At 44.0% G+C, this 18,496-nt stretch carries 19 protein-coding genes and 4 pseudogenes; 18 read left to right on the top strand and 5 right to left on the bottom strand.

The genetic code is table 11. The annotated features are described in order from the left end of the window. Window positions 1–138: 138 nt before the first annotated feature. From selD to BXP28_RS12390, 4 genes and pseudogenes are all read left to right on the top strand, one after another. On the top strand, window positions 139–1,200 hold the full coding sequence (gene selD / locus BXP28_RS12405) for a selenide, water dikinase SelD (protein WP_023484529.1): 1,062 nt from the start codon (window positions 139–141) through the stop codon (window positions 1,198–1,200). A gap of 54 nt (window positions 1,201–1,254) precedes the next feature. Next, window positions 1,255–2,306 (top strand): annotated as a pseudogene (mnmH, locus tag BXP28_RS12400) (tRNA 2-selenouridine(34) synthase MnmH). 260 nt (window positions 2,307–2,566) lie between these two features. Further along, window positions 2,567–3,037: a hypothetical protein gene (locus BXP28_RS12395; RefSeq protein ID WP_023484531.1), complete on the top strand. Its 471-nt coding sequence runs from the start codon at window positions 2,567–2,569 to the stop codon at window positions 3,035–3,037. 62 nt (window positions 3,038–3,099) lie between these two features. After that, a complete protein-coding gene (locus BXP28_RS12390) occupies window positions 3,100–3,477 on the top strand; it encodes a YtxH domain-containing protein (protein WP_023484532.1) in 378 nt (125 codons plus the stop codon). A gap of 46 nt (window positions 3,478–3,523) precedes the next feature. Here BXP28_RS12390 and BXP28_RS12385 read toward each other — a convergent pair whose 3' ends face one another. Together BXP28_RS12385 and BXP28_RS12380 are read right to left on the bottom strand one after the other, a co-directional pair. Then, window positions 3,524–3,649, bottom strand: coding sequence for a helix-turn-helix domain-containing protein (locus BXP28_RS12385; protein ID WP_374049710.1), 126 nt, complete (start codon window positions 3,647–3,649; stop codon window positions 3,524–3,526). Between the two features lie 601 nt (window positions 3,650–4,250). Then, window positions 4,251–4,823, bottom strand: coding sequence for a GNAT family N-acetyltransferase (locus BXP28_RS12380; RefSeq protein WP_024093605.1), 573 nt, complete (start codon window positions 4,821–4,823; stop codon window positions 4,251–4,253). Window positions 4,824–5,000: 177 nt separating this feature from the next. Between BXP28_RS12380 and BXP28_RS12375 the strand changes: the two are divergent. The 3 genes and pseudogenes from BXP28_RS12375 to BXP28_RS12365 all read left to right on the top strand — a co-directional run. Next, window positions 5,001–5,675, top strand: a pseudogene (locus BXP28_RS12375) (RNA-guided endonuclease TnpB family protein); the annotation flags it as partial. Window positions 5,676–6,089: 414 nt separating this feature from the next. Further along, a pseudogene (locus tag BXP28_RS12370) lies at window positions 6,090–6,975 on the top strand (RNA-guided endonuclease InsQ/TnpB family protein). Window positions 6,976–7,332: 357 nt separating this feature from the next. Next, window positions 7,333–8,631, top strand: coding sequence for an alpha-glucosidase/alpha-galactosidase (locus BXP28_RS12365; RefSeq protein ID WP_023484765.1), 1,299 nt, complete (start codon window positions 7,333–7,335; stop codon window positions 8,629–8,631). Between the two features lie 301 nt (window positions 8,632–8,932). On the opposite strand, the gene BXP28_RS12360 is transcribed toward BXP28_RS12365, so the two are convergent. Next, window positions 8,933–9,127, bottom strand: a complete 195-nt coding sequence (locus BXP28_RS12360; protein ID WP_235430665.1) for a hypothetical protein — start codon at window positions 9,125–9,127, stop codon at window positions 8,933–8,935. 252 nt (window positions 9,128–9,379) lie between these two features. Here BXP28_RS12360 and BXP28_RS24265 point away from each other — a divergent pair, with 252 nt between their 5' ends. Both BXP28_RS24265 and BXP28_RS12350 read left to right on the top strand, forming a co-directional pair. Next, a complete protein-coding gene (locus BXP28_RS24265; RefSeq protein ID WP_024093612.1) occupies window positions 9,380–9,526 on the top strand; it encodes a hypothetical protein in 147 nt (48 codons plus the stop codon). Between the two features lie 223 nt (window positions 9,527–9,749). Further along, complete coding sequence (locus BXP28_RS12350) at window positions 9,750–10,235, top strand: DUF2798 domain-containing protein (protein ID WP_036657034.1); 486 nt, start codon at window positions 9,750–9,752, stop codon at window positions 10,233–10,235. A 974-nt stretch (window positions 10,236–11,209) separates the two neighbouring features. Here the strand turns inward: BXP28_RS12350 and BXP28_RS12345 are convergent. Beyond that, the gene (locus tag BXP28_RS12345; RefSeq protein ID WP_051427926.1) at window positions 11,210–11,818 is read right to left on the bottom strand and encodes an ETX/MTX2 family pore-forming toxin; all 609 of its coding nucleotides are present in this window, start codon (window positions 11,816–11,818) and stop codon (window positions 11,210–11,212) included. A 379-nt stretch (window positions 11,819–12,197) separates the two neighbouring features. Here BXP28_RS12345 and BXP28_RS12340 point away from each other — a divergent pair, with 379 nt between their 5' ends. The 7 genes from BXP28_RS12340 (at window position 12,198) to BXP28_RS12315 (ending at window position 16,946) form a co-directional block, all read left to right on the top strand. Continuing rightward, window positions 12,198–12,638: a MerR family transcriptional regulator gene (locus BXP28_RS12340; protein ID WP_036655149.1), complete on the top strand. Its 441-nt coding sequence runs from the start codon at window positions 12,198–12,200 to the stop codon at window positions 12,636–12,638. 37 nt (window positions 12,639–12,675) lie between these two features. Then, window positions 12,676–13,860: an MFS transporter gene (locus tag BXP28_RS12335; protein WP_036655147.1), complete on the top strand. Its 1,185-nt coding sequence runs from the start codon at window positions 12,676–12,678 to the stop codon at window positions 13,858–13,860. A 173-nt stretch (window positions 13,861–14,033) separates the two neighbouring features. Further along, a complete protein-coding gene (gene racE, locus BXP28_RS12330) occupies window positions 14,034–14,840 on the top strand; it encodes a glutamate racemase (protein ID WP_023483961.1) in 807 nt (268 codons plus the stop codon). Between the two features lie 104 nt (window positions 14,841–14,944). Then, window positions 14,945–15,706, top strand: coding sequence for a LysM peptidoglycan-binding domain-containing protein (locus tag BXP28_RS25140; RefSeq protein WP_367869679.1), 762 nt, complete (start codon window positions 14,945–14,947; stop codon window positions 15,704–15,706). Window positions 15,707–15,708: 2 nt separating this feature from the next. Continuing rightward, window positions 15,709–16,146 (top strand): M14 family zinc carboxypeptidase, encoded by a 438-nt coding sequence (locus BXP28_RS25135; RefSeq protein ID WP_313779736.1) that lies wholly within the window; start codon window positions 15,709–15,711, stop codon window positions 16,144–16,146. 84 nt (window positions 16,147–16,230) lie between these two features. Continuing rightward, window positions 16,231–16,539: a hypothetical protein gene (locus BXP28_RS23295; RefSeq protein ID WP_162544271.1), complete on the top strand. Its 309-nt coding sequence runs from the start codon at window positions 16,231–16,233 to the stop codon at window positions 16,537–16,539. 125 nt (window positions 16,540–16,664) lie between these two features. Further along, on the top strand, window positions 16,665–16,946 hold the full coding sequence (locus BXP28_RS12315) for a YkvA family protein (protein WP_024093619.1): 282 nt from the start codon (window positions 16,665–16,667) through the stop codon (window positions 16,944–16,946). Between the two features lie 33 nt (window positions 16,947–16,979). Here the strand turns inward: BXP28_RS12315 and BXP28_RS12310 are convergent, their stop codons facing one another. Continuing rightward, window positions 16,980–17,171 carry a hypothetical protein gene (locus BXP28_RS12310; protein ID WP_024093620.1) on the bottom strand — a complete coding sequence of 64 codons (192 nt, stop codon included), beginning with the start codon at window positions 17,169–17,171 and terminating at the stop codon, window positions 16,980–16,982. A 258-nt stretch (window positions 17,172–17,429) separates the two neighbouring features. Between BXP28_RS12310 and BXP28_RS25585 the strand changes: the two genes are divergently transcribed. Next, window positions 17,430–17,783, top strand: coding sequence for an efflux RND transporter permease subunit (locus tag BXP28_RS25585; RefSeq protein WP_024093621.1), 354 nt, complete (start codon window positions 17,430–17,432; stop codon window positions 17,781–17,783). Continuing rightward, a pseudogene (locus tag BXP28_RS12305) lies at window positions 17,684–18,430 on the top strand (helix-turn-helix domain-containing protein); the annotation flags it as partial. The gene BXP28_RS25585 and the pseudogene BXP28_RS12305, both read left to right, overlap by 100 nt. Window positions 18,431–18,496 lie beyond the last annotated feature (66 nt).

Raw genomic sequence — 18,496 nt, 5'->3', positions numbered from 1 at the left:
TTGCGTTAAGCTTAACTTTTCTTCTTTCTTAAACTGTGATACGTTAAAAAGAGTGAATACTTGCCAGGAGACTTGCTTGGACCAGCAAAGCAGGTTTCTTTCCAATATATGAAGGTGAATGAAAGGTGAGGAATTTTAATGAGCGATGCAAACCTTATCCGGTTGACCACATTATCCAGCAAAGGAGGCTGCGGATGCAAAATAGGTCCGGCCGATTTATCCCAAGTGCTCCGGCTTTTGCCTCCTGCTGAGTCCAATCCAAATCTGTTAGTTGGTCTTGATGCCAGTGATGATGCCGGTGTGTACAAGCTGACCGACGAACTGGCTCTTGTGCAGACTGTAGATTTTTTTACCCCCATTGTGGATGATCCTTACTCGTTCGGTCAAGTAGCGGCGGCCAATGCACTTAGCGATGTTTATGCCATGGGCGGAAAACCGTTAACGGTATTAAATATCGTGGCTTTTCCAATTAGTCAACTCGAAAAGTCAATCCTTGCGGATATATTGCGCGGAGCAGCCGATAAGGTAAAGGAAGCGGGGGCAACTCTTGTCGGCGGCCACTCTATCGATGACAAGGAACCCAAATTCGGCCTGGCAGTGACCGGGATTGTACATCCGGACAAAGTACGGGCCAATGCCGGGGCCAAGCCGGGAGACCAGCTAATCCTGACCAAACCGATCGGGGTGGGCATCCTAACCACTTCGATCAAGAAAGGCCAGCTGAGCAGGGAAGAGATTGAGCGGGTCACTCGGGTCATGACCACGCTCAACAAAACAGCGGCCGAAGCGATGGAACCCTATGAGGTGCATGCATGCACCGATATCACAGGCTTCGGCCTGCTGGGCCACACCGCTGAGATGGCGAAAGGCAGCGATGTCGGTGTGCGCATAGACGCTTCGCAGGTGCCGTTCCTGCCGCGTGTCCGTGAACTCGCGGACGCGGGCTTTGTGCCGGGCGGCACCAAGAACAACTATGCGCACCTGGAAGGCTCCGTCACCTTCAACCCGGCTCTGGACCAAGTGGCCCAGTGGATGCTGTGCGATGCGGTGACGTCAGGCGGGCTGCTGATAGCGGCATCCTCGGACCATGCGGACGTCCTGCTTGCCGCTTTGCGGGATAGGGGCGTCCAAGCGAGCAGGATCGGCGAAATCACCGCCGACCATCCGGATCATATCGTCGTGGAAGGGACGATAAAGTGAAGGACCCTGCCCCTTCTGTCGGGGCAGGTGTGAGACGCAAAAGGAGTGGAACGAATGTTTCAGGACATAACGATACAAGAACTGCTGGAACTTCAGGAGCGCCGGGACATCCAACTGATTGATGTGCGCTCTCCCAGCGAGTTCGTGGACTTCACCATTCCGGGAAGCCGGAACATTCCACTATTTTCGGATGAAGAACGCAGGGAGATAGGGATTTTATATAAACAGGTCAGCATTCAGGCCGCTAAGGAAAAAGGACTGGAAGTGGTTTCGGCCAAGCTCCCTGCTTTTATTAGGCAGTTTGCCGAAATTCCGGGAAGAAAAGCGGTCTTCTGCTGGAGGGGGGCATGAGAAGCCGGACAACGGCTACGGTCCTGTCGTTAATGGATATTCATGTCTCCCGGTTACAAGGGGGAATACGGGCTTACCGCAAGTGGGTCGTAGAGACATTGGGGAAAAAACCTTCCCTGCCGCCATGTATTGTAATAGGCGGACATACAGGCATTGGGAAAACGCAGATGCTCCGCAAGCTTGCAGATGAAGGTTATCCTGTCCTCGATTTGGAAGGAATGGCCGGGCACAGAGGGTCCATCTTCGGTCAAACCGGGCTTGAAGCCAATAACCAAAAGACGTTTGAAGCTCTGTTTGTGGAAGGGATCCTCCAGTGGAAGGATGCCCCTTTCGTTCTGGTCGAGGCCGAAAGCAAGCGGATTGGCAAAGTGGTCTTGCCGGATTTTCTGGTTACAGCCAAGGAAGCAGGGCAGCAGATTATTCTTCGAATGCCAATTAAGCAAAGAGTCCGTCATATTATTGAAGAGTACAAGCCGGACCTGCATAAAGAAGAGTACATCAGTGCCTTTAGGCGGATCAAGTCCCGGATTCATACGCCGATTGCCCGTCAGATTGAGCAGGATCTGCTTGCGGACCGCTTTGAAGAGGCTGTCGAGCTGCTCTTGGAATACTATTATGATCCGCGATATTTGCATGCCGAACAGAATTATGCCCTTGAACCGATCGTGTGCAAAGTAGAGGATATAGAAGATGCGATAATCCGGGTGAAGACCATTATGGACCGGTTTTACCCCTCCAAGATTAAGGGGCGATAATCCGATAACTAATGAATCCCATTTAGAGAAATTCTTCATGAATTTTGTTGAGCGGAATTTTTTTATAAAAAAGGGTGTCAAAGTTATGGGCGTCTGCCTATAATGTAGTAACTTCACAAGAGGAATGGATTTATCGTTCTTTTAGAAGGTTTTCCGCCGCCCGGTATAGAAGGAAAACCATTAAGGCAGCCACCCATCATGCTTGAAGTTGAGTAAACAACCAGGCGGCGAACTGTATAACAGCATGGGGAGGAGATAGAATGACAGCAGGAGAAATAGCAGCCTTAACAGCTTCAGGAGCCGGTTTGCTGCTGGTGATCTGGCTGATGGTAGTGCTGAGCCAAGGAATTCTTCTGATGAAAAAAGCTTCGGCCTTTCTGGAGCAGGCAAGCCGGACTGCGGCTCAAGCACAAAAGCTGATGGCCGAAGTAGAAGAACCTTTGGCGGGGATGATTCATTCGGCTGAAACGGCAGCCGCCGAGGCCGCAGCTGTTCTGGGAACGGTCCGGTCCTGTACAGGCGCGGCTGAGCAGTTAAGTTCCGCGGCTCATCATGCCTCTTCTGCGGTGAGGTATGCTTCGGATGCCGTGCAGCGTTCTTTCTCCTACATGGAGGAAGCCGTCAAGGAGGAGCAGGGCAAGTGGCAGGGAATCATCAGGTGCTCTGCGACCGGGGCGGAGCTTTGGCGGGCTCTGAAAGGGGCGAATGAAGCAGACAAAGCGGCAGTTTAGAACATTGCCGGAACAGTGGCGGATTACCATACTTCTACGAGTAAAAAAAGGAGAGGGAGAACATGGGAAAATCACAAAGAACAAAAGACATTCTGGTTGGGGTAGTAGCCGGCAGCGTGCTTGGCGCCATCACAGCACTTTTATTTGCTCCTAAACCCGGAAAAGAACTTAGGGCGGACATCAAGCAGCAGGCCCAGCAGGTTGGAGAAAAAACAGCACAATTTGCCGGTGCCGTAGCAGAGAAAACCCAGGAAGTGGCGGGAACCGTGAGTACAACGACTACAGAATGGGTAGGAAAAGCCAAGACGGCAGCTTCCGAAGTGATTGACAACTTTAGGCAAAAAGACAAAACGGCTGAACCTGCCCAGCCAACAGTCGGGGAAGAAACTTCCGCCGGGAATATGCAGGAAGAACAGCAAACGGCTGCGCTCTCCAAATGACGAGATCTCCCCTCTGGTACCAGCATGTGACCGGAGGGGATTTTCTTCATATGTAGTATCCTCCGGCTCTCTTTTTACGAAACTGGTTCGGCGAGAGCCCTTCCAATTTCTTAAACGATTTGCTGAAATATTTCTCATCCGTGTATCCGGTGGCCTCGGCTACAGCCGAAATGCTGTAACGCGCCTTGTCAATATTGGAAGGTTTTTAAAGATGTATCAATTTCATTAAACAACTGGCGAGCGTTTAATGGAGAAGATGTAGATAAATCCGGTTCAGATTTTATTTATAGTTTGTACCTCTTCGGTTGGAAATCTAAGTTATGAAATGGATTCAGACACAAGAGAAATATTAATTTTTATGGGAGGTAAAGATATGGGAAATGATGGAGAGATTGAAAAGCTTAAAGAGAGATAAATGAAATAGAATCACAACTTAGACAATTACAATGTTCAAAGAATAAATATAAACGATCTTCTTTGAAATATATAATGGTTACTATACTTATAACTATAAGTATTTGTTATTTATTGCTAGTTATTTTCGTAATAAGCAGATAACTCTGCGTATCATTTGGATGAACATGGACGATGGTTGTGCCCATCATCTTCTTTGATTATCTTTCTCCTATTGAATTTGAGAAGGCTGAACATAAAATTTGCCTGACTTAGTGTCCAGTGAATGTTGACAAGTCCAACGGTCACTTTTTTCAAATTGTCCATCTTGCGGATCACGGTTCAACCTTCATTTGGGTCCCGTTTTTTAAGACAATTTTTTATTTTTGATAGTCTTCCGCCAGGATAGCGAAGTTGATATGATCCTCCCACTTGCCGTTGATTTTCAGATAATTCCTGCTGTAACCTTCCCTTGTGAATCCGTTCTTCTCCAGAACGCGCTGTGAAGCAAGATTGCGGGGCATTACATTAGCCTGAACCCGGTGAAGCTTGAGTGCTCCGAAGGCTACATTCAGGCAGAGGTTAACAGCCTCGGTCATAAAACCGTGCCCGTTATATTTTTCAGCCATGGAATAGCCCAAATATGCATTCTGGAAGACCCCTCGGGAAATCATACTGAGCCGGATTGTTCCGATCAGGGTCCCGGAGGCACGCAAAAAAATACCGAAACCGTAAGCTTTGTCCAAATCGGCTTCCTCAACGGACTGCTGGACAGCTGCCTGGTGCGAGGCAAGCGTGAAGGAAGCATCATCCTTTAACCCTTCAAATGGGGTGAAAAAGGGCCGGTTCTCATTACGGAATTGATGGTAAGCTTTCGTATACCGGGGTTGGAGGAGCTGCAGCATGACGGATTTTCCGGAAAAACGTTCCTCTATGCCAATATAAGGTGTCATCTCTAGTCCCCCTTTTACATTAATTTCCAACTGAAAGCCCACGGTTTTAATCGTGGGATGAAAGCCGGCTTTGCCAGAACATCCCTTCATGGGATGGGCAGGGCAAAAAATAGCCATGTGCGTGTATTTTTCGTTCAATTGTTGTAGTTGTATAGTTGAACGGATGATATGGAACTGTTAAGAAAAGCCAAACTTGGATTGATGCGTATTATCGAAAAGTCAGGAAAATGGTACGCTCAAATTTCAATAGAAGTACCTACAAGCGTAACAAACAACGAAAACATCATGGGTATTGATCTTGGTTTGAAAGTTCCCGCTGTTTCTGTAACTTCTACGGGTAAAACCCGATTCTTTGGAAACGGCAGAGAAAACAAGTATATACGAAGAAAGTACCAACAACGCAGACGTAAATTAGGTAAACTCAAAAAATTGTCTGCCATTCGTAAGCCAGGTAATAAAGAGCAACGTTGGATGAAAGATCAAAATCATAAGATTAGTCGGCAAATTGTCGATACAGCCATTCAGGAAAATGTGTCCATAATCAAGCTTGAACGACTGGAGAATATTCGCAAGACGGCAAGAACAAGCCGCAAAAACGCAAAGAATCTGCATAGTTGGACTTTTTATCAGCTTCAACAATTCATCTCCTACAAAGCAAACCTAGTCGGCATAAAGATTGTGGAGGTAAATCCTGCCTACACTTCTCAAACATGTCCTGCCTGTGCGGAGAAGAACAAAGCGAAAGACAGAGGGTACGAATGTTCATGCGGATTCAACGCTCATCGAGATCGGGTTGGAGCGATCAATATCATGAATCAACCTGTGGCAGATGGTAACAGTCTGTCAGCCTAAGATGCTATATGTACTGTCTTAGGACGGGCTGATGAGACAGCCCTGAACTTGGGGGAACTACGGTTAGCAGAAATGCATGACCGACTACCACCCAAGAATCCCAGTGATACCGAAGGTGTCAGCTTGCGGCTTTAGCCGTGGGAGTCTCAAATAAAACCACTTTCTTTATCTTATAGCGAACAATCATATTGTGCAAAAGGCCGTTCTCGCCTATACTCGCTTGGCTCCCTGCCCGAACCATTTTTTAACGTAATACACCAGAAGTCTCCTTCCTCTATAGGTGGGAGATGAAGGGTGTTTTCTTTTATCAAAACATACGTTTTGTTATATAATGGAATAGAAATGAGGTGATTCGTTATGGCAAACAAGGCATATAAGTTCCGTTTGTACCCAACACAAGAATAAGAACAACTTCTGGCGAAAACTTTCGGCTGCGTTCGTTTTGTCTACAACAAAATGCTGGCTGAACGAAAGGAAACCTATGAGCAATTCAAGGATGACAAAAAAGCGCTAGCGAGACAAACGTATACAACAAATGTAGTCAGCGGAAACATCATGCTTTTGGATGGCTTTATCAAGTTACCGAAACTGAAACTTGTAAAAATGAAGCAACATCGAGAAATTCCGTCTCATCACATCATCAAGTCTTGTACAGTTTCTCGAACAAAAACAGGGAAATACTATGTTTCTATTCTCACTGAAAACGAACATCAACCTATACAAAAACAAATACAAGCTGTTGTTGGCTTAGATTTTTCCATGAATGGCTTATTTGTCGATAGTGAAGAAGGGAAGACAGCCAATTACCCTCGTTTCTATCGGCAAGCCTTGGAAAAATTAGCGAAGAAACAGCGTATTCTATCACGCAGAAAGAAAGGCTCTAATCGTTGGCATAAACAGGGACTGGAAGTAGCGAAGCTGCATGAAAGAATTGCCAATCAACGAAAAGACTTTCTACATAAGGAATCGCAAAATTAGCGAAACGGTATGACGGCGTGGTGATCGAAGACCTCAATATGAAGGGAATGTCACAAGCCCTAAATTTCGGTAAAAGTATTGCTGATCATGCATGGGGATGTTCACGACATTCCTCCAGTACAAGTTAGAGGAACAAGGAAAAAAGCTGATCAAAATCGACAAGTGGTTTCCCTCTTCTAAAACTTGCTCTTGTTGTGGTCGGAAAAAAGAATCTTTATCCCTTTCTGATCGTACATTCCGCTGTGAATGTGGTTTTATAGTAAACAGGGACTGGAATGCGGCCTTCAACATCAAACGTGAAGGGCTGCGATTGTTAGCATAACCTATATAGAGCATGGGACAGGCTCAATAGCTAAGTAAATTTTGTACCGTTAGGTATGACTACCTTAGAAGCCCCCGCCTCTAAGCGTTAGCGTAGGTGGTGGGTAGTTCACATTGCTTGGAAAAATAGAGCGGATCAGAAAAGCCGACAGAAGAAGCAATTCTCTTCAATAGTCAGCGGTTGGCCGAGCAGGGTTTTGGCTCGTTCATTTTTGGTAAAAATTGGCTAGTGCTCATTCCCGTTTCCTGCTTAAGTACGGTGATTGATACCCGGGGGCAGCCGCCAGTTCTTCAATCGTCACCGGTCTTATATATTGATTCAAGGAAGAACTATCACTTTTCGGGGAGGATATAAGTCATGTCCAAGATTACGTTTTTAGGGGCGGGAAGTACGGTATTTGCCAAAAATGTACTGGGCGATTGCATGCTCACGGAATCGCTTTCGGGATTTGAGCTGGCGCTGTTCGATATTGACGGAGAAAGACTCCGTGATTCGGAACAGATGCTGCAAAACTTGAAGCAAACAACAGGCAGTACCTGCCGTGTTCAAGCCTGCACGGACCGGAAAGAAGCTCTGAGAGGAGCAAAATATGTCGTGAATGCTATCCAGGTAGGGGGATACGATCCTTGTACCATTACTGATTTTGAAATTCCGAAAAAATACGGCCTTAGGCAGACGATTGCGGATACGGTAGGGATCGGCGGCATTTTCCGCAATTTACGAACAATTCCCGTTATGATGGAATTTGCCGAAGACATCCGGGAGGTTTGTCCGGATGCCTGGTTTCTGAATTATACCAACCCGATGGCTGTCTTGACCAACGTTATGAATACCTACGGTGGGGTAAAGACGGTCGGGTTATGCCACAGTGTCCAGGTTTGTGTCCCTGACTTGTTCCATCAGCTTGGCATGGAGGAGGCCGGTGTACAATCAAAAATCGCCGGTATTAATCATATGGCCTGGCTTCTTGAAGTGACAAAGGACGGAAGGGACTTGTATCCAAATATTAAACGCCGGGCCAAACAAAAACAAAAAGAAAAACACGGAGATATGGTACGATTTGAACTGATGTTCAAATTTGGTTACTACGTGACGGAGTCTTCCGAGCATAATGCGGAGTATCACCCGTATTTTATTAAACAGACATATCCTGAACTGATTGATAAGCTGAATATTCCGCTTGACGAATACCCGCGCCGCTGTTTGCACCAGATTGAAAGCTGGAAACAAATGAAGAAAGATCTGGTTCATAATAAAAATCTGGAACATCATCGCTCCCATGAATATGCCTCTTACATCCTGGAGGCTATGGAGACGAACCGCCCTTACAAAATTGGCGGCAACGTGATGAATACGGGGCTGATTACCAATCTGCCTAAAGACGCATGCGTGGAAGTACCGTGTCTGGTAGATGCAAGTGGAATCAACCCGGTCTATATAGGGGATCTTCCTCCTCAGCTGGCTGCACTTAACAGGACGAACATCAATACACAGCTGCTTACGATTGAAGCGGCCATAACGGGCAAAAAGGAGCATATTTATCATGCAGCCTTCCTTGATCCCCATACCTCTTCTGAATTATCCCTGGATGACATCGTCTCCTTGTGTGACGATCTGATTGAGGCTCATGGAGAGTGGCTTCCCAAATTTAATTAGATATATATGCTCAAAGCCTCCCGCATTAAGCGGGGGGCTTTGAGCATATGAGGATATAAGGGAGGTTACTCTCCATTTTTTTCATGAGCTTCGGTTTCTTTGGTTTTTTCGGGCTGATGTTTTTTCTTTTTGCCCAGCAGGAAGGTATCGATCATTTCCCCCCTGATATTCCGGACTTCCACTTTTATGTTCTTTGACGTCACCCGGGTATTCGTATAAACTTGGGTATCTTCTCCATATAACGCTTCAAAGTATTCATAAGGTCTTTCCGGATAAAACTTAGGACCCGGCGAACCTCCAATCAGATAAACGTTCCTTTTTCCTGTTCTCCGGTCTTGGCTCCGCCCTTCATCGGGAATGTTCTGGCATAGGCGTGGTCATGTCCCGTTAGTATCAGATCTACGCCTGCAGCTTCGAGAATAGGGGCAATGATCCGTTTAGTGGCGTCCTCCTCACGGGTCGGATTACTTTGATAGGCGGCACGATGGAAGGCCACAATTTTCCATCTTTTTTTCGTGGAGGAAAGGTCCTTTTTGAGCCATTCTGTCTGCTTTTTCAAAGAATAGAACATTACAACTGGAAGACTGGCAGTGGAAACAACTCTATGACAACATGGGGAAAGCCTGGAACGCGGGGAAGTTTACTGACTGGAATTGGATGGTTAAAATAGAAAACCGTTGCCTTACCGTTGATGAGCCTGGCATGGTTGAATAACCACATTTTGGCGAGTAGCCTTTAGGAGGACGCTATGAATATAGAAATCACAGATGTTGTCATTGTTGCTGTTATTGTTGGGATTGTTGAAATGGCGAAAGGAATAGGACTGCCGGTTCGTCTGGCTCCCGTTCTTTCCGTTACCCTGCATCGTAGCAGGCGTTGTTTACTTCCCGGGTGATGTAAGGACAAGTGTTATGTTTGGTATTATCTCCGGTCTTACTTCATGTGGGCTGTATAGTGCTGGTAAGAGTGCAGTGAAGAAGGAGCAGTAATGATGTATCCGTGGGTTTTGATCTGCCTAGTGCCCCAATAATTAAAAAGTACGTTCACAAAATGTTCACTTACAGAGTTTTTTTCATTGTCGCTATAATAACATGAGTTAGAAAGAGGTGATAATGAAAATGCCAACAAGTAAGAAGGAAAGCATACAATTTGGTTTAATGATGTGCTTTGGGATGGTTTTAGTTATGACTATCTATAATCTTTTATTAAATGGAGTAAATGGTTCTATTACAATTCCTAAAGTTATAGGGGAGTTTATTTTAGGGTTTGTTATTGCATTAATGTTAGATATATTTATAGTTGGTCCAGGGGTAAAAAAAATCGTATTTAAATTACCAATAGATAAATCTAAAAAATTAAATGTTATCATCGCAATGTCAACATTTATGGTAATGGGTATGGCTTTCTTTATGTCATTTTTTGGATTGGCAGTAAAGTATCTTCATGACGGTATTAATAGTAGCTCCCTAATGTTAGATTACTGGTCTACATTTAGTAAGAATTTTATTGCTGCTTATCCATTGCAAATAATTGTTATGGGTCCACTTGTTCGCCATTTGTTTAATAAATATGTTTTGAAAGATAAAAATGTTGGTCCTGCATAAATTAAACAAAAGTACAGGCATTACTAACGAATAACGTTGTATTAATAACAATAATGAACTCTCCTTCTTAAAGGGGGAGAGTGGACTAAAAGATTAGTTTGGGATATGTTTCTTAATTCTGGGGTACCATAAATCTGGTACTATCCATGCGCAAAAAAGAAGATCACGTTTGGCGAATTAAACGCCTTCGCGATCTTCTTTTTTTTGACAATGGGTTTTGTTCGAGTGAGACCAAGAACGATATAAGATTATCATACCTAAACCAAGCTGGCAAGAACTGATCTCCTTTAAGGAGATGGGTTTAAAAGAGTATTTTCTTCAGTTCTGGGTAACATAAATATGATCATTCTCCTAAAGAAAAAAGAAAGCCACGTTGGTAAAAATACTTACCCTTGTGGCTTTCTTTTTCTGAAATTGGAAAATGTTTTATGAGGAAACCAATACTGTTATGATAACATACTCCATAGTTGCTGACAAGAACTGATGTCCTTAAAGGACATGGGTGTAACTGGTAAAAAGTTGATTCAAAAAAAACCACGAAGGCTTAAAGTTGCCAACGTGATTTTTAGAAAATGGAGTCGGTGACAACCTTAATTCAAGGTTGGTATACTAGCACATTTGTAAGAATAACATAAGGAGTTCTTCATCTCAAGAGGAAATTATATCCTGTTAACTGACCTGCTTTAAACAGGTGGCAAACATTTACTATCGAACTCATGTCTTTAAAGGACATGAGTGTAATTGAACCTAATAACGACTAAAGGTTTTCTTCATCTTGCAGAAAGCCTTAATCTCCAGCCATATTTTCACCTTTTTAACTATCCGCTTTAAAGGCGGAGCAAAAATTTACTATCGAAAAGTGAACTGAGTTCCTTAAAGGAACTGGGTGTAGTTGGTAAAAAATGAATGGAGTATAAATTTGAAGATTTCTCAGAAGTAATCCCGCAAGTCTAGACCTGCGGGTTTTTCTCGGTTTAGCTGCCTATTTTTTTGATTTCTGGAGTTACTTTATAGGTGTAGCCTTCATCAACGGATCTTTTTGATATACGGTTTTTACTCACAGGCTTAACTGTTACAGAAAAATCAGTTCCATAATCTACTTCGTATTTACCGGTCCCTATCAAATTTGCCGTTCCATCTAGATTGGGAGATAGTCTTCTATCTGGAGCATGATTTGCGAAATAAACAAGATTACCCCTAAGACGATATACTTCACCAGAGGAATAGTAAAAAGTTGCATTAGCTGAAGAACTTATTTTAGATAAGAGTTTTACATCTCCTTTCGCTTTAGCCTGATTTAAATTTACAATTACCTCCACAGACGAATGTGCAGGTACTTTAATATTTTGCGGGGAGGCTGTATACGCATAACTTGTCGAGTTTGTTTTGGAGGATGTGTCTGAGAAGTTATATTCAGTCGATAATTCCATCCCCGTTTCTCCCACAAGAGGGATTTGGAACTTTGCAGTAGCTTTAGTTCCTAATTTAAATCCGTGTGTAGTAGAATTAGTAACAGAATTTTGAATGGTTTTAGTAAAACTATTTGTAGATAATGTTTGTTCCTGGTCTGTATTATTCGTCAAAGTTGTCTTTCCTACAAATATAGGAGTTAATTCATTAAATTTAGGTGAACCATCCTGTTCAACTGAAAGTTCTTTGATAGAAACGGGGGCAGGTATGTCGATTCAAGTTGTAAGGATGCCGCTAACAATCCTCCTTTCGTTAAAAGATAAAGATAACATATAATTTCTTACAATTTCATTATAAATTAGGGGGCGCTTCTGTCAATAAAATATTTCCTTAATAATTGAGTGAAATGAAAAAATATTTCATTAGTCGCATATCTAAGTTCCTATGGAATTCAAAATCAATTATATGTCTGATGTTTGAAAGAAATTAACGTTGACGTTAACGTTAAGTAGGGTGTATAGTTTAAAAGTGGAATCGAAAGGTGAGATGAAGATGACATGGTTGAAAATTGACGATGTTGCCAAAAAGACCGGTTTGACTAAACGTTCTATCCGTTACTACGAAGAGATAGGGCTAATTCGCCCGCCCAAAAGAAGTGACGGCAGGGTTCGCTTATATACGGAGGAGGATGTGGAACGCCTCATCCGGATCATGGATGCCAGGGAAGTGCTTGGTTTCTCTCTTCAAGAGCTTCTGGAATTTATTGAGGTTAACGATACCCTGCAGAATAAGCGTTCCGAATACAGGTCGATCCAGGACGAGGATGAAGAGGAAAGGATTCAGAAACTGATTGATATAGAGGAGGTCCTGAAGCGGCAGATCGCTATGATGGAACAGAAGATGAAAAAGATCGAACTCTTTAAACGGGATGCGGAATCGTTGCTTGAACGGGTTACGAAAGGATTGAATAAACGGCGTGTGAAAGAAAAGTAAAAAAGTAAATAGTTAACGTCAGGAGATGAGAGGATATATGGATTTTCAAGAGAAAGAAGATAGACAGACAAAGACCGGTAGATATATAACCGTCTTTGCCTCCTTTTTGGTCTTTATGGGAATAGGGGTGGTTGATCCTATTTTGCCAGTAATCGCGGAGCAGATCGGTGCGAACGAATGGCAGGTAGAAATGCTGTTTACCGCCTACATTCTCGTATTGTCTCTAATGATGATACCTGCGGGATTGCTTAGCGCGAAACTTGGCGATAAACGGATGGTGGTTACGGGATTGCCTATTGTAACAGTATTCGCCATGCTCTGTGCCGTTTCAAATAATATTCCGCAGCTGGCTATATTCCGTGCGGGATGGGGCCTTGGTAACTCTTTGTTTATGGCCACGGCTATGACCTTGCTGATCTCTCTAACCCCCAAAATGAGAGACGCAGTCGGCTTATATGAGGCGGCTATGGGGTTGGGAATGGCAGGCGGTCCATTATTAGGAGGCCTTCTTGGTTCCTACAGCTGGAGGGCTCCCTTCTTTGCAACGAGTATGCTGGTTCTTTTGGCTTTTGTTCTGGTTATGATTCTGGTTAAAGAACCTGAACGGAAGGCAAAACGAAAGGTCACCGGAACTAAAGAGCTATTCCGGTTAATTAAGTACCGGCCATTTTTAAAAGTAGCGCTCTCCTCTATGTTTTATTACTACGGATTTTTCGTTATTCTGGCTTATTCACCGCTTGTACTTCATTTATCCGCGATTCAGCTCGGCTTCGTCTTTTTCGGGTGGGGGATTCTTCTTGCTGCCGGTTCCGCCGTATTGGCTCATAGACTGGAAGAAAGTTTCCGGCCCCAAGTGATCATACCGTTTAGTATAGCGCTTAGCTGTATTTGGCTGATCCTGCTTTTTGTGACCCAAACGGTTTGGCTGCAAGTAATCTTGATTATTTCAAGCGGGTTGATCCTGGGCTTCAACAATGCCCTGTTTACAAGCCATATCATGGAAGTATCCCCTTATGAGCGGTCTATAACTTCAGGAGCTTATAACTTTGTCCGCTGGATGGGTGCGGCCATCGCCCCTATCGCTTCAGGAGCTTTAGGCCATCTTCTGGCTCCACGCAGCCCGTTTTTGGTTGCAGCCCTGATAGGGGCTTGCGGATTTATTTTCATGATAGTCCGTCCCAATAAGGAAGTTTTAGTTAAGAAACTGGAACTTGATCAGTAAAAGACGGTCTATACGGGAAATAAAAATCTAGCAGGTTGTTTGGCACATACGAGCAAATTTGATATGATGTCCTAGGTACGTTTTGGTTTCTGGACTCATAATCTGTTCTTGTATTAAAAAGAGTAAGTTTAGGAGAGGAACGACCAAATTAACGGCAAAGGAAGCGTGTCATAGTGCAGCAAGCGATAGCTATTTTGGATTCCGGAGTCGGCGGACTGACGGTTGTTAAAGAAGTGATGAGGCAGCTTCCGCAGGAGCAGATCATTTATTTCGGAGATTCTGCCCGTTCTCCTTACGGACCGAGGCCTGCAGATGAGGTCAAATTATTTACCCGCCAAGTTGTAGATTATTTAATAGAGTTTCATCCTAAGATGATCGTCATAGCTTGTAATACGGCAACAGCAGTAGCTTTGGAAGAGATTCGGCAAAGAGTAGCTATACCGGTTGTTGGTGTTATTTCCCCGGGCGCAAGGGCAGCGATTAAAATGGCCAGAACAGGGTCAATCGGAGTGATTGGGACAGATGGTACAATCCGAAGCGGCGCTTATGAGGAAACGCTGAAAACCATTTCTCCCACTATTCAAGTGCATAGTCAGTCCTGTCCGCTTCTTGCCCCGATGGTAGAGAAGGGAATTTTCAATGGTGAGGAGGCACTTCAAGTTGTCGAGTCATCCCTTTTACCTTTACTTGATAAATCAATGGATTGTTTGATTCTTGGGTGTACTCATTATCCGTATTTAGCTGACGTGATTGGCAAGGTGATGGGACCTGAAGTTTGCCTGATCAATTCTGCTGAAGAAACAGCAAGGGAAGTCAGTACCATTTTACAGCATCAGAACCAGTTGGCAACGGGGAAATTCAGACCGGAACACCGGTTTTTCTGCAGCGGGGACCCTGTGCTGTTCAAAAAAATTACAGACATTTGGCTGAAAGAAGACATTACGGTAACGCCTGTAGAATGGCAGGCTGAACTGGTTTAGGAACGTCAAGAACCTTGGGTTCTTGGCGTTTTTTTTGTAAAGATAACAATACCTCCAGCATACCTATATAACGAATCTTGCAAAAACCTGTAGGAGGTACAAGCATGTCATTTCGTTATGTCGTTCAAGAGGGAGATACGTGGCACCGCATTGCCAGGATCCATGCAGTGAACCTGTCTTCCTTAACTTCAATGAATCCGGGAATCAAAGAGACCGAATATCTGGTCCCGGGGGAAGTCATTCAAATACCAAGACAGACCAATAGGGAATATGTGGTACAGCCTAAAGAGACCCCGCTGGTTATTGCCAGACGGTTCGGGATCCCCCTTGAAAAGCTGATCGAAGTAAATGACGGTATAGATATGAAACAACTTCGGCCCGGCAGCAAAATTGATCTTCCGGCCGGTATACAAAACCGTATAGTCCGTATGGATCTTGAGTATGGATATAAAGAACTTCTGGAGGATCTGGATCAGTTTAAGCAGAGGTATTCCTTTGTAGAGGAAACTTGTATTGGTAGAAGTGTAATGGGGAAAAAGATCCCTGCGATTCGTCTGGGATCAGGGCCAAGAAACCTCCATATTAATGCTTCTTTTCATGCTAACGAGTGGATAACATCTTTAGTCCTTATGGCCTTTATGGAGGATTGCTGCGAAGCTCACCGAAGACAGGAAAAACTGTATGGGAAAGACATAACTTCCCTGTTCCATGGGGTAACTTTATTCGTGGTTCCAATGGTAAATCCCGATGGGGTACAGCTTGTTCAGGAAGGTATTACTGCCAGCCATCCGTTTTACGAAGAAATTCTCCGGATTAATCAGGGATCGTTTTATTTCAGAAGATGGAAAGCTAATATTCGGGGGTAGACTTGAATGATCAGTTTCCGGCTCATTGGGAAGAGGAGAAGAAAAGAAGAGGCGCAGAATCCCCTTCCATGAGGGATTATCCCGGTGAGAATCCGTTAACTGAACCCGAGGCAATAGCCATTGCTGAATATACGGAAAAGAACTGTTTCGATGCGGTTGTTGCTTTACATACACAAGGACAGGAGATCTATTGGAATTACAGGGATTATGAACCAAAAGAATCGGAGAAATGGGCTGAACGCCTTTCTTCTGTATCGGGTTATCGCAGTGTCCGGTTATCTGGAAGTGATGCCGGTTATAAGGACTGGTTCATTCAAACTTTCCGTAAACCCGGTTTTACGGTGGAGGCAGGGCTCGGTATTAACCCGCTTCCACTGTGGCAGACACACCAGATTAAGGATGAGATTGCGGCGATCCTGCTGGAATTGATGTCGGGTTAGCTTGCCTGTAAATAAAACAATGTCCGAGCCCGCACCCAAATTAACCGGGTATACTGTATCAGTAATATGGGGGAGGGATCGGCCATGGAGGGAAAAAAGACAAAAGGGAGCAAGCAGGCAAAGTCCGAATCAGGGAGTGCGCAGTTTACGATGCGGGTGATGGAGTCGTCTGTTTGCGAGGTATGCAAGCGGCAATGTGCAAGAGGAATCCGGTATCTCGCCCCACATGTCAGTACCGGGAGCTATCGGCCAGGGAGTTCCTTGTATACTTACAAGAAAGCGAGTCTGATAATCCTATCGATTGAATCGTTGATGATGTATCTTCAACGGTTTGTTTTTTTATTTGATTGTATAAAAGTTTTTGATTTGCAGCTATTAGTATGCTTGTCCTGATTAAAGGGGAGAGTGACGCTAAGGCTTTCAGGATGGAATCCTATCCCTTGATAATTGCGTAGAGATGGCGGATAAGGGCAGAATATCTGACGGATACGAACAGTTAAAGGAGGGAACGAATTTTTATGAGAAAATTGTGGTCACTGCGCCATTGGAAACATGTTTTTGTCCGGGTCTACCGGCTTTTGACCTCTCCTGCCGTTTCCACTTTTGACAAGCTTCTGTTTCTTATTCCTGTTCTTATGTATTGGGTTTTGCCCGATTTCTTACCGTTTATGCCTATTGATGACATTGCCGTTACAATGGTGGCCGCCAATTTTTTCTCAGGTTATATGGAACACAAATACCCGGCTTCCGTAGAAATAAAAGAAAAAAAGCGGGGACGTTCTTCTCGAGACTATCCGTAAAGGACGGCCTCAAAGCCGCCCTCCTTTTTGCAGTTAAAAATGTTCTTTGGGATAAGAGCATTTGTTTTCAATAAAAGAAATCTGGTTTTCTATACGGTTTCTAAGCTCCTCTGCTTCTTTAGTTTGTTCATTTTTGATAAGAAGCTCATTCAATTCCTCTTTCAGAACATGCAAATCCTGGCCTGCATTGCAGCAATCATAATTGCTGTCCAGATTGTGAATCATGGAAATTCCCCCTGGTTTATTTGTTTTTGCTTTTGTCTTTTTTATCTGACGTGCGTGATGTCGTATTTTGTCTCGCATGGCCTTGTTGTTTATGGGACATCGATTTGTCCGCTCCTTTTCCGGCATTTTCTTATTAGTATTAAAGCGGCCGGACATTAATATGCGTAATCTCAGTCAATGAAATGTATGGAAAATGAAAATAGATAAAAATAGATTCGACCAATTGGTCGAAAAATATACAAGAGAGAGGGGAAGAGAATGAAGGGAATCATCCGATTTTCGTTAAACAACAAGTTTGCTATCTGGCTGCTTACAATTATTGTAACAGTTTCCGGTCTATATGCCGGACTTCACATGAAACAGGAGACAATTCCGAATATCAAAATGCCTGTTTTGACTGTAAGCACAGCCTTTCCGGGAGCTTCCCCTGAGGAAGTTGCCGAGAAAATTTCAAAGCCATTGGAACAAAAAGTGAAAAATCTGAGCATGAAGGGACCAAAACCGTCACCATGCTCGACCAAGGCAAACCAATCGAGGATTCGGTTCGTACGATGCTTGATAAAGCAGTTTTCGGTGCCTTGTTTGCTGTTATTATCATTTTACTGTTTTTGAGAAATATCCGGACTACTCTTATTTCTATAGTCTCCATTCCCTTATCCCTGCTGATTGCTGTTCTGGTACTGAAACAGATGGACATCAGTTTGAATATTATGACCCTTGGAGCTATGACAGTGGCGATCGGACGGATAGTCGACGACTCGATCGTAGTCATTGAAAATATATACAGGCGCATGTCCCTAACAAGCGAGCGTCTGAAAGGAAAAGAATTGATTCTGTCAGCCACTCGCGAAATGTTTATGCCAATTATGTCTTCGACTATTGTCACAATCGCTGTTTTCCTACCGCTGGCTGCAGTTAGCGGGCCTATCGGGGAATTATTTACCCCGTTTGCCTTAACGATTGTATTTGCGCTTATGGCATCTTTGCTTGTTGCCATTACAATAGTGCCCAAGATGGGACATGCTATGTTCAAGAATGGAATCCGCAAAAAGACAAGCGAACAAGAGCATGATAAGCCAGGCAGAATGGCAGGGTTCTATCAGAGTGTATTGAAATGGGCCCTTAATCATAAGTGGATTACATTTGGCGCCGCCATCCTGCTTCTGGCATACCATGCCACATCCATTCAGGAAATTGTGGATACGGCGGGAATTGCCAAAGGTTCGCTTTATTTTTACTTTAAGTCCAAAGAAGATTTGCTTCTTTCCCTATTAAAATATTATTATGATTTATTGCGAAGTACCATAAACATCATTTCTCAGGAC

It is taken from the genome of Paenibacillus larvae subsp. larvae (assembly GCF_002003265.1).
Classification (GTDB): Bacteria; Bacillota; Bacilli; order Paenibacillales; family NBRC-103111; genus Paenibacillus_H; species Paenibacillus_H larvae.
The sequence above is the reverse complement of the archived record's forward strand: the minus strand, read 5'-3'. Positions and strand labels throughout refer to the sequence as shown.

Coding starts and splice junctions, on each gene's coding strand:
- BXP28_RS12365 (WP_023484765.1), top strand. CDS start 7,333: ATGTCCAAGATTACGTTTTTAGGGGCGGGAAGTACGGTATTTGCCAAA.
- BXP28_RS12380 (WP_024093605.1), bottom strand. CDS start 4,823: ATGACACCTTATATTGGCATAGAGGAACGTTTTTCCGGAAAATCCGTC.
- BXP28_RS25140 (WP_367869679.1), top strand. CDS start 14,945: ATGTCATTTCGTTATGTCGTTCAAGAGGGAGATACGTGGCACCGCATT.
- BXP28_RS12310 (WP_024093620.1), bottom strand. CDS start 17,171: ATGATTCACAATCTGGACAGCAATTATGATTGCTGCAATGCAGGCCAG.
- selD (WP_023484529.1), top strand. CDS start 139: ATGAGCGATGCAAACCTTATCCGGTTGACCACATTATCCAGCAAAGGA.
- BXP28_RS12315 (WP_024093619.1), top strand. CDS start 16,665: ATGAGAAAATTGTGGTCACTGCGCCATTGGAAACATGTTTTTGTCCGG.
- BXP28_RS12350 (WP_036657034.1), top strand. CDS start 9,750: ATGCCAACAAGTAAGAAGGAAAGCATACAATTTGGTTTAATGATGTGC.
- BXP28_RS23295 (WP_162544271.1), top strand. CDS start 16,231: ATGGAGGGAAAAAAGACAAAAGGGAGCAAGCAGGCAAAGTCCGAATCA.
- BXP28_RS12335 (WP_036655147.1), top strand. CDS start 12,676: ATGGATTTTCAAGAGAAAGAAGATAGACAGACAAAGACCGGTAGATAT.
- BXP28_RS25585 (WP_024093621.1), top strand. CDS start 17,430: ATGAAGGGAATCATCCGATTTTCGTTAAACAACAAGTTTGCTATCTGG.
- BXP28_RS24265 (WP_024093612.1), top strand. CDS start 9,380: ATGAATATAGAAATCACAGATGTTGTCATTGTTGCTGTTATTGTTGGG.
- BXP28_RS12390 (WP_023484532.1), top strand. CDS start 3,100: ATGGGAAAATCACAAAGAACAAAAGACATTCTGGTTGGGGTAGTAGCC.
- BXP28_RS12340 (WP_036655149.1), top strand. CDS start 12,198: ATGACATGGTTGAAAATTGACGATGTTGCCAAAAAGACCGGTTTGACT.
- BXP28_RS12395 (WP_023484531.1), top strand. CDS start 2,567: ATGACAGCAGGAGAAATAGCAGCCTTAACAGCTTCAGGAGCCGGTTTG.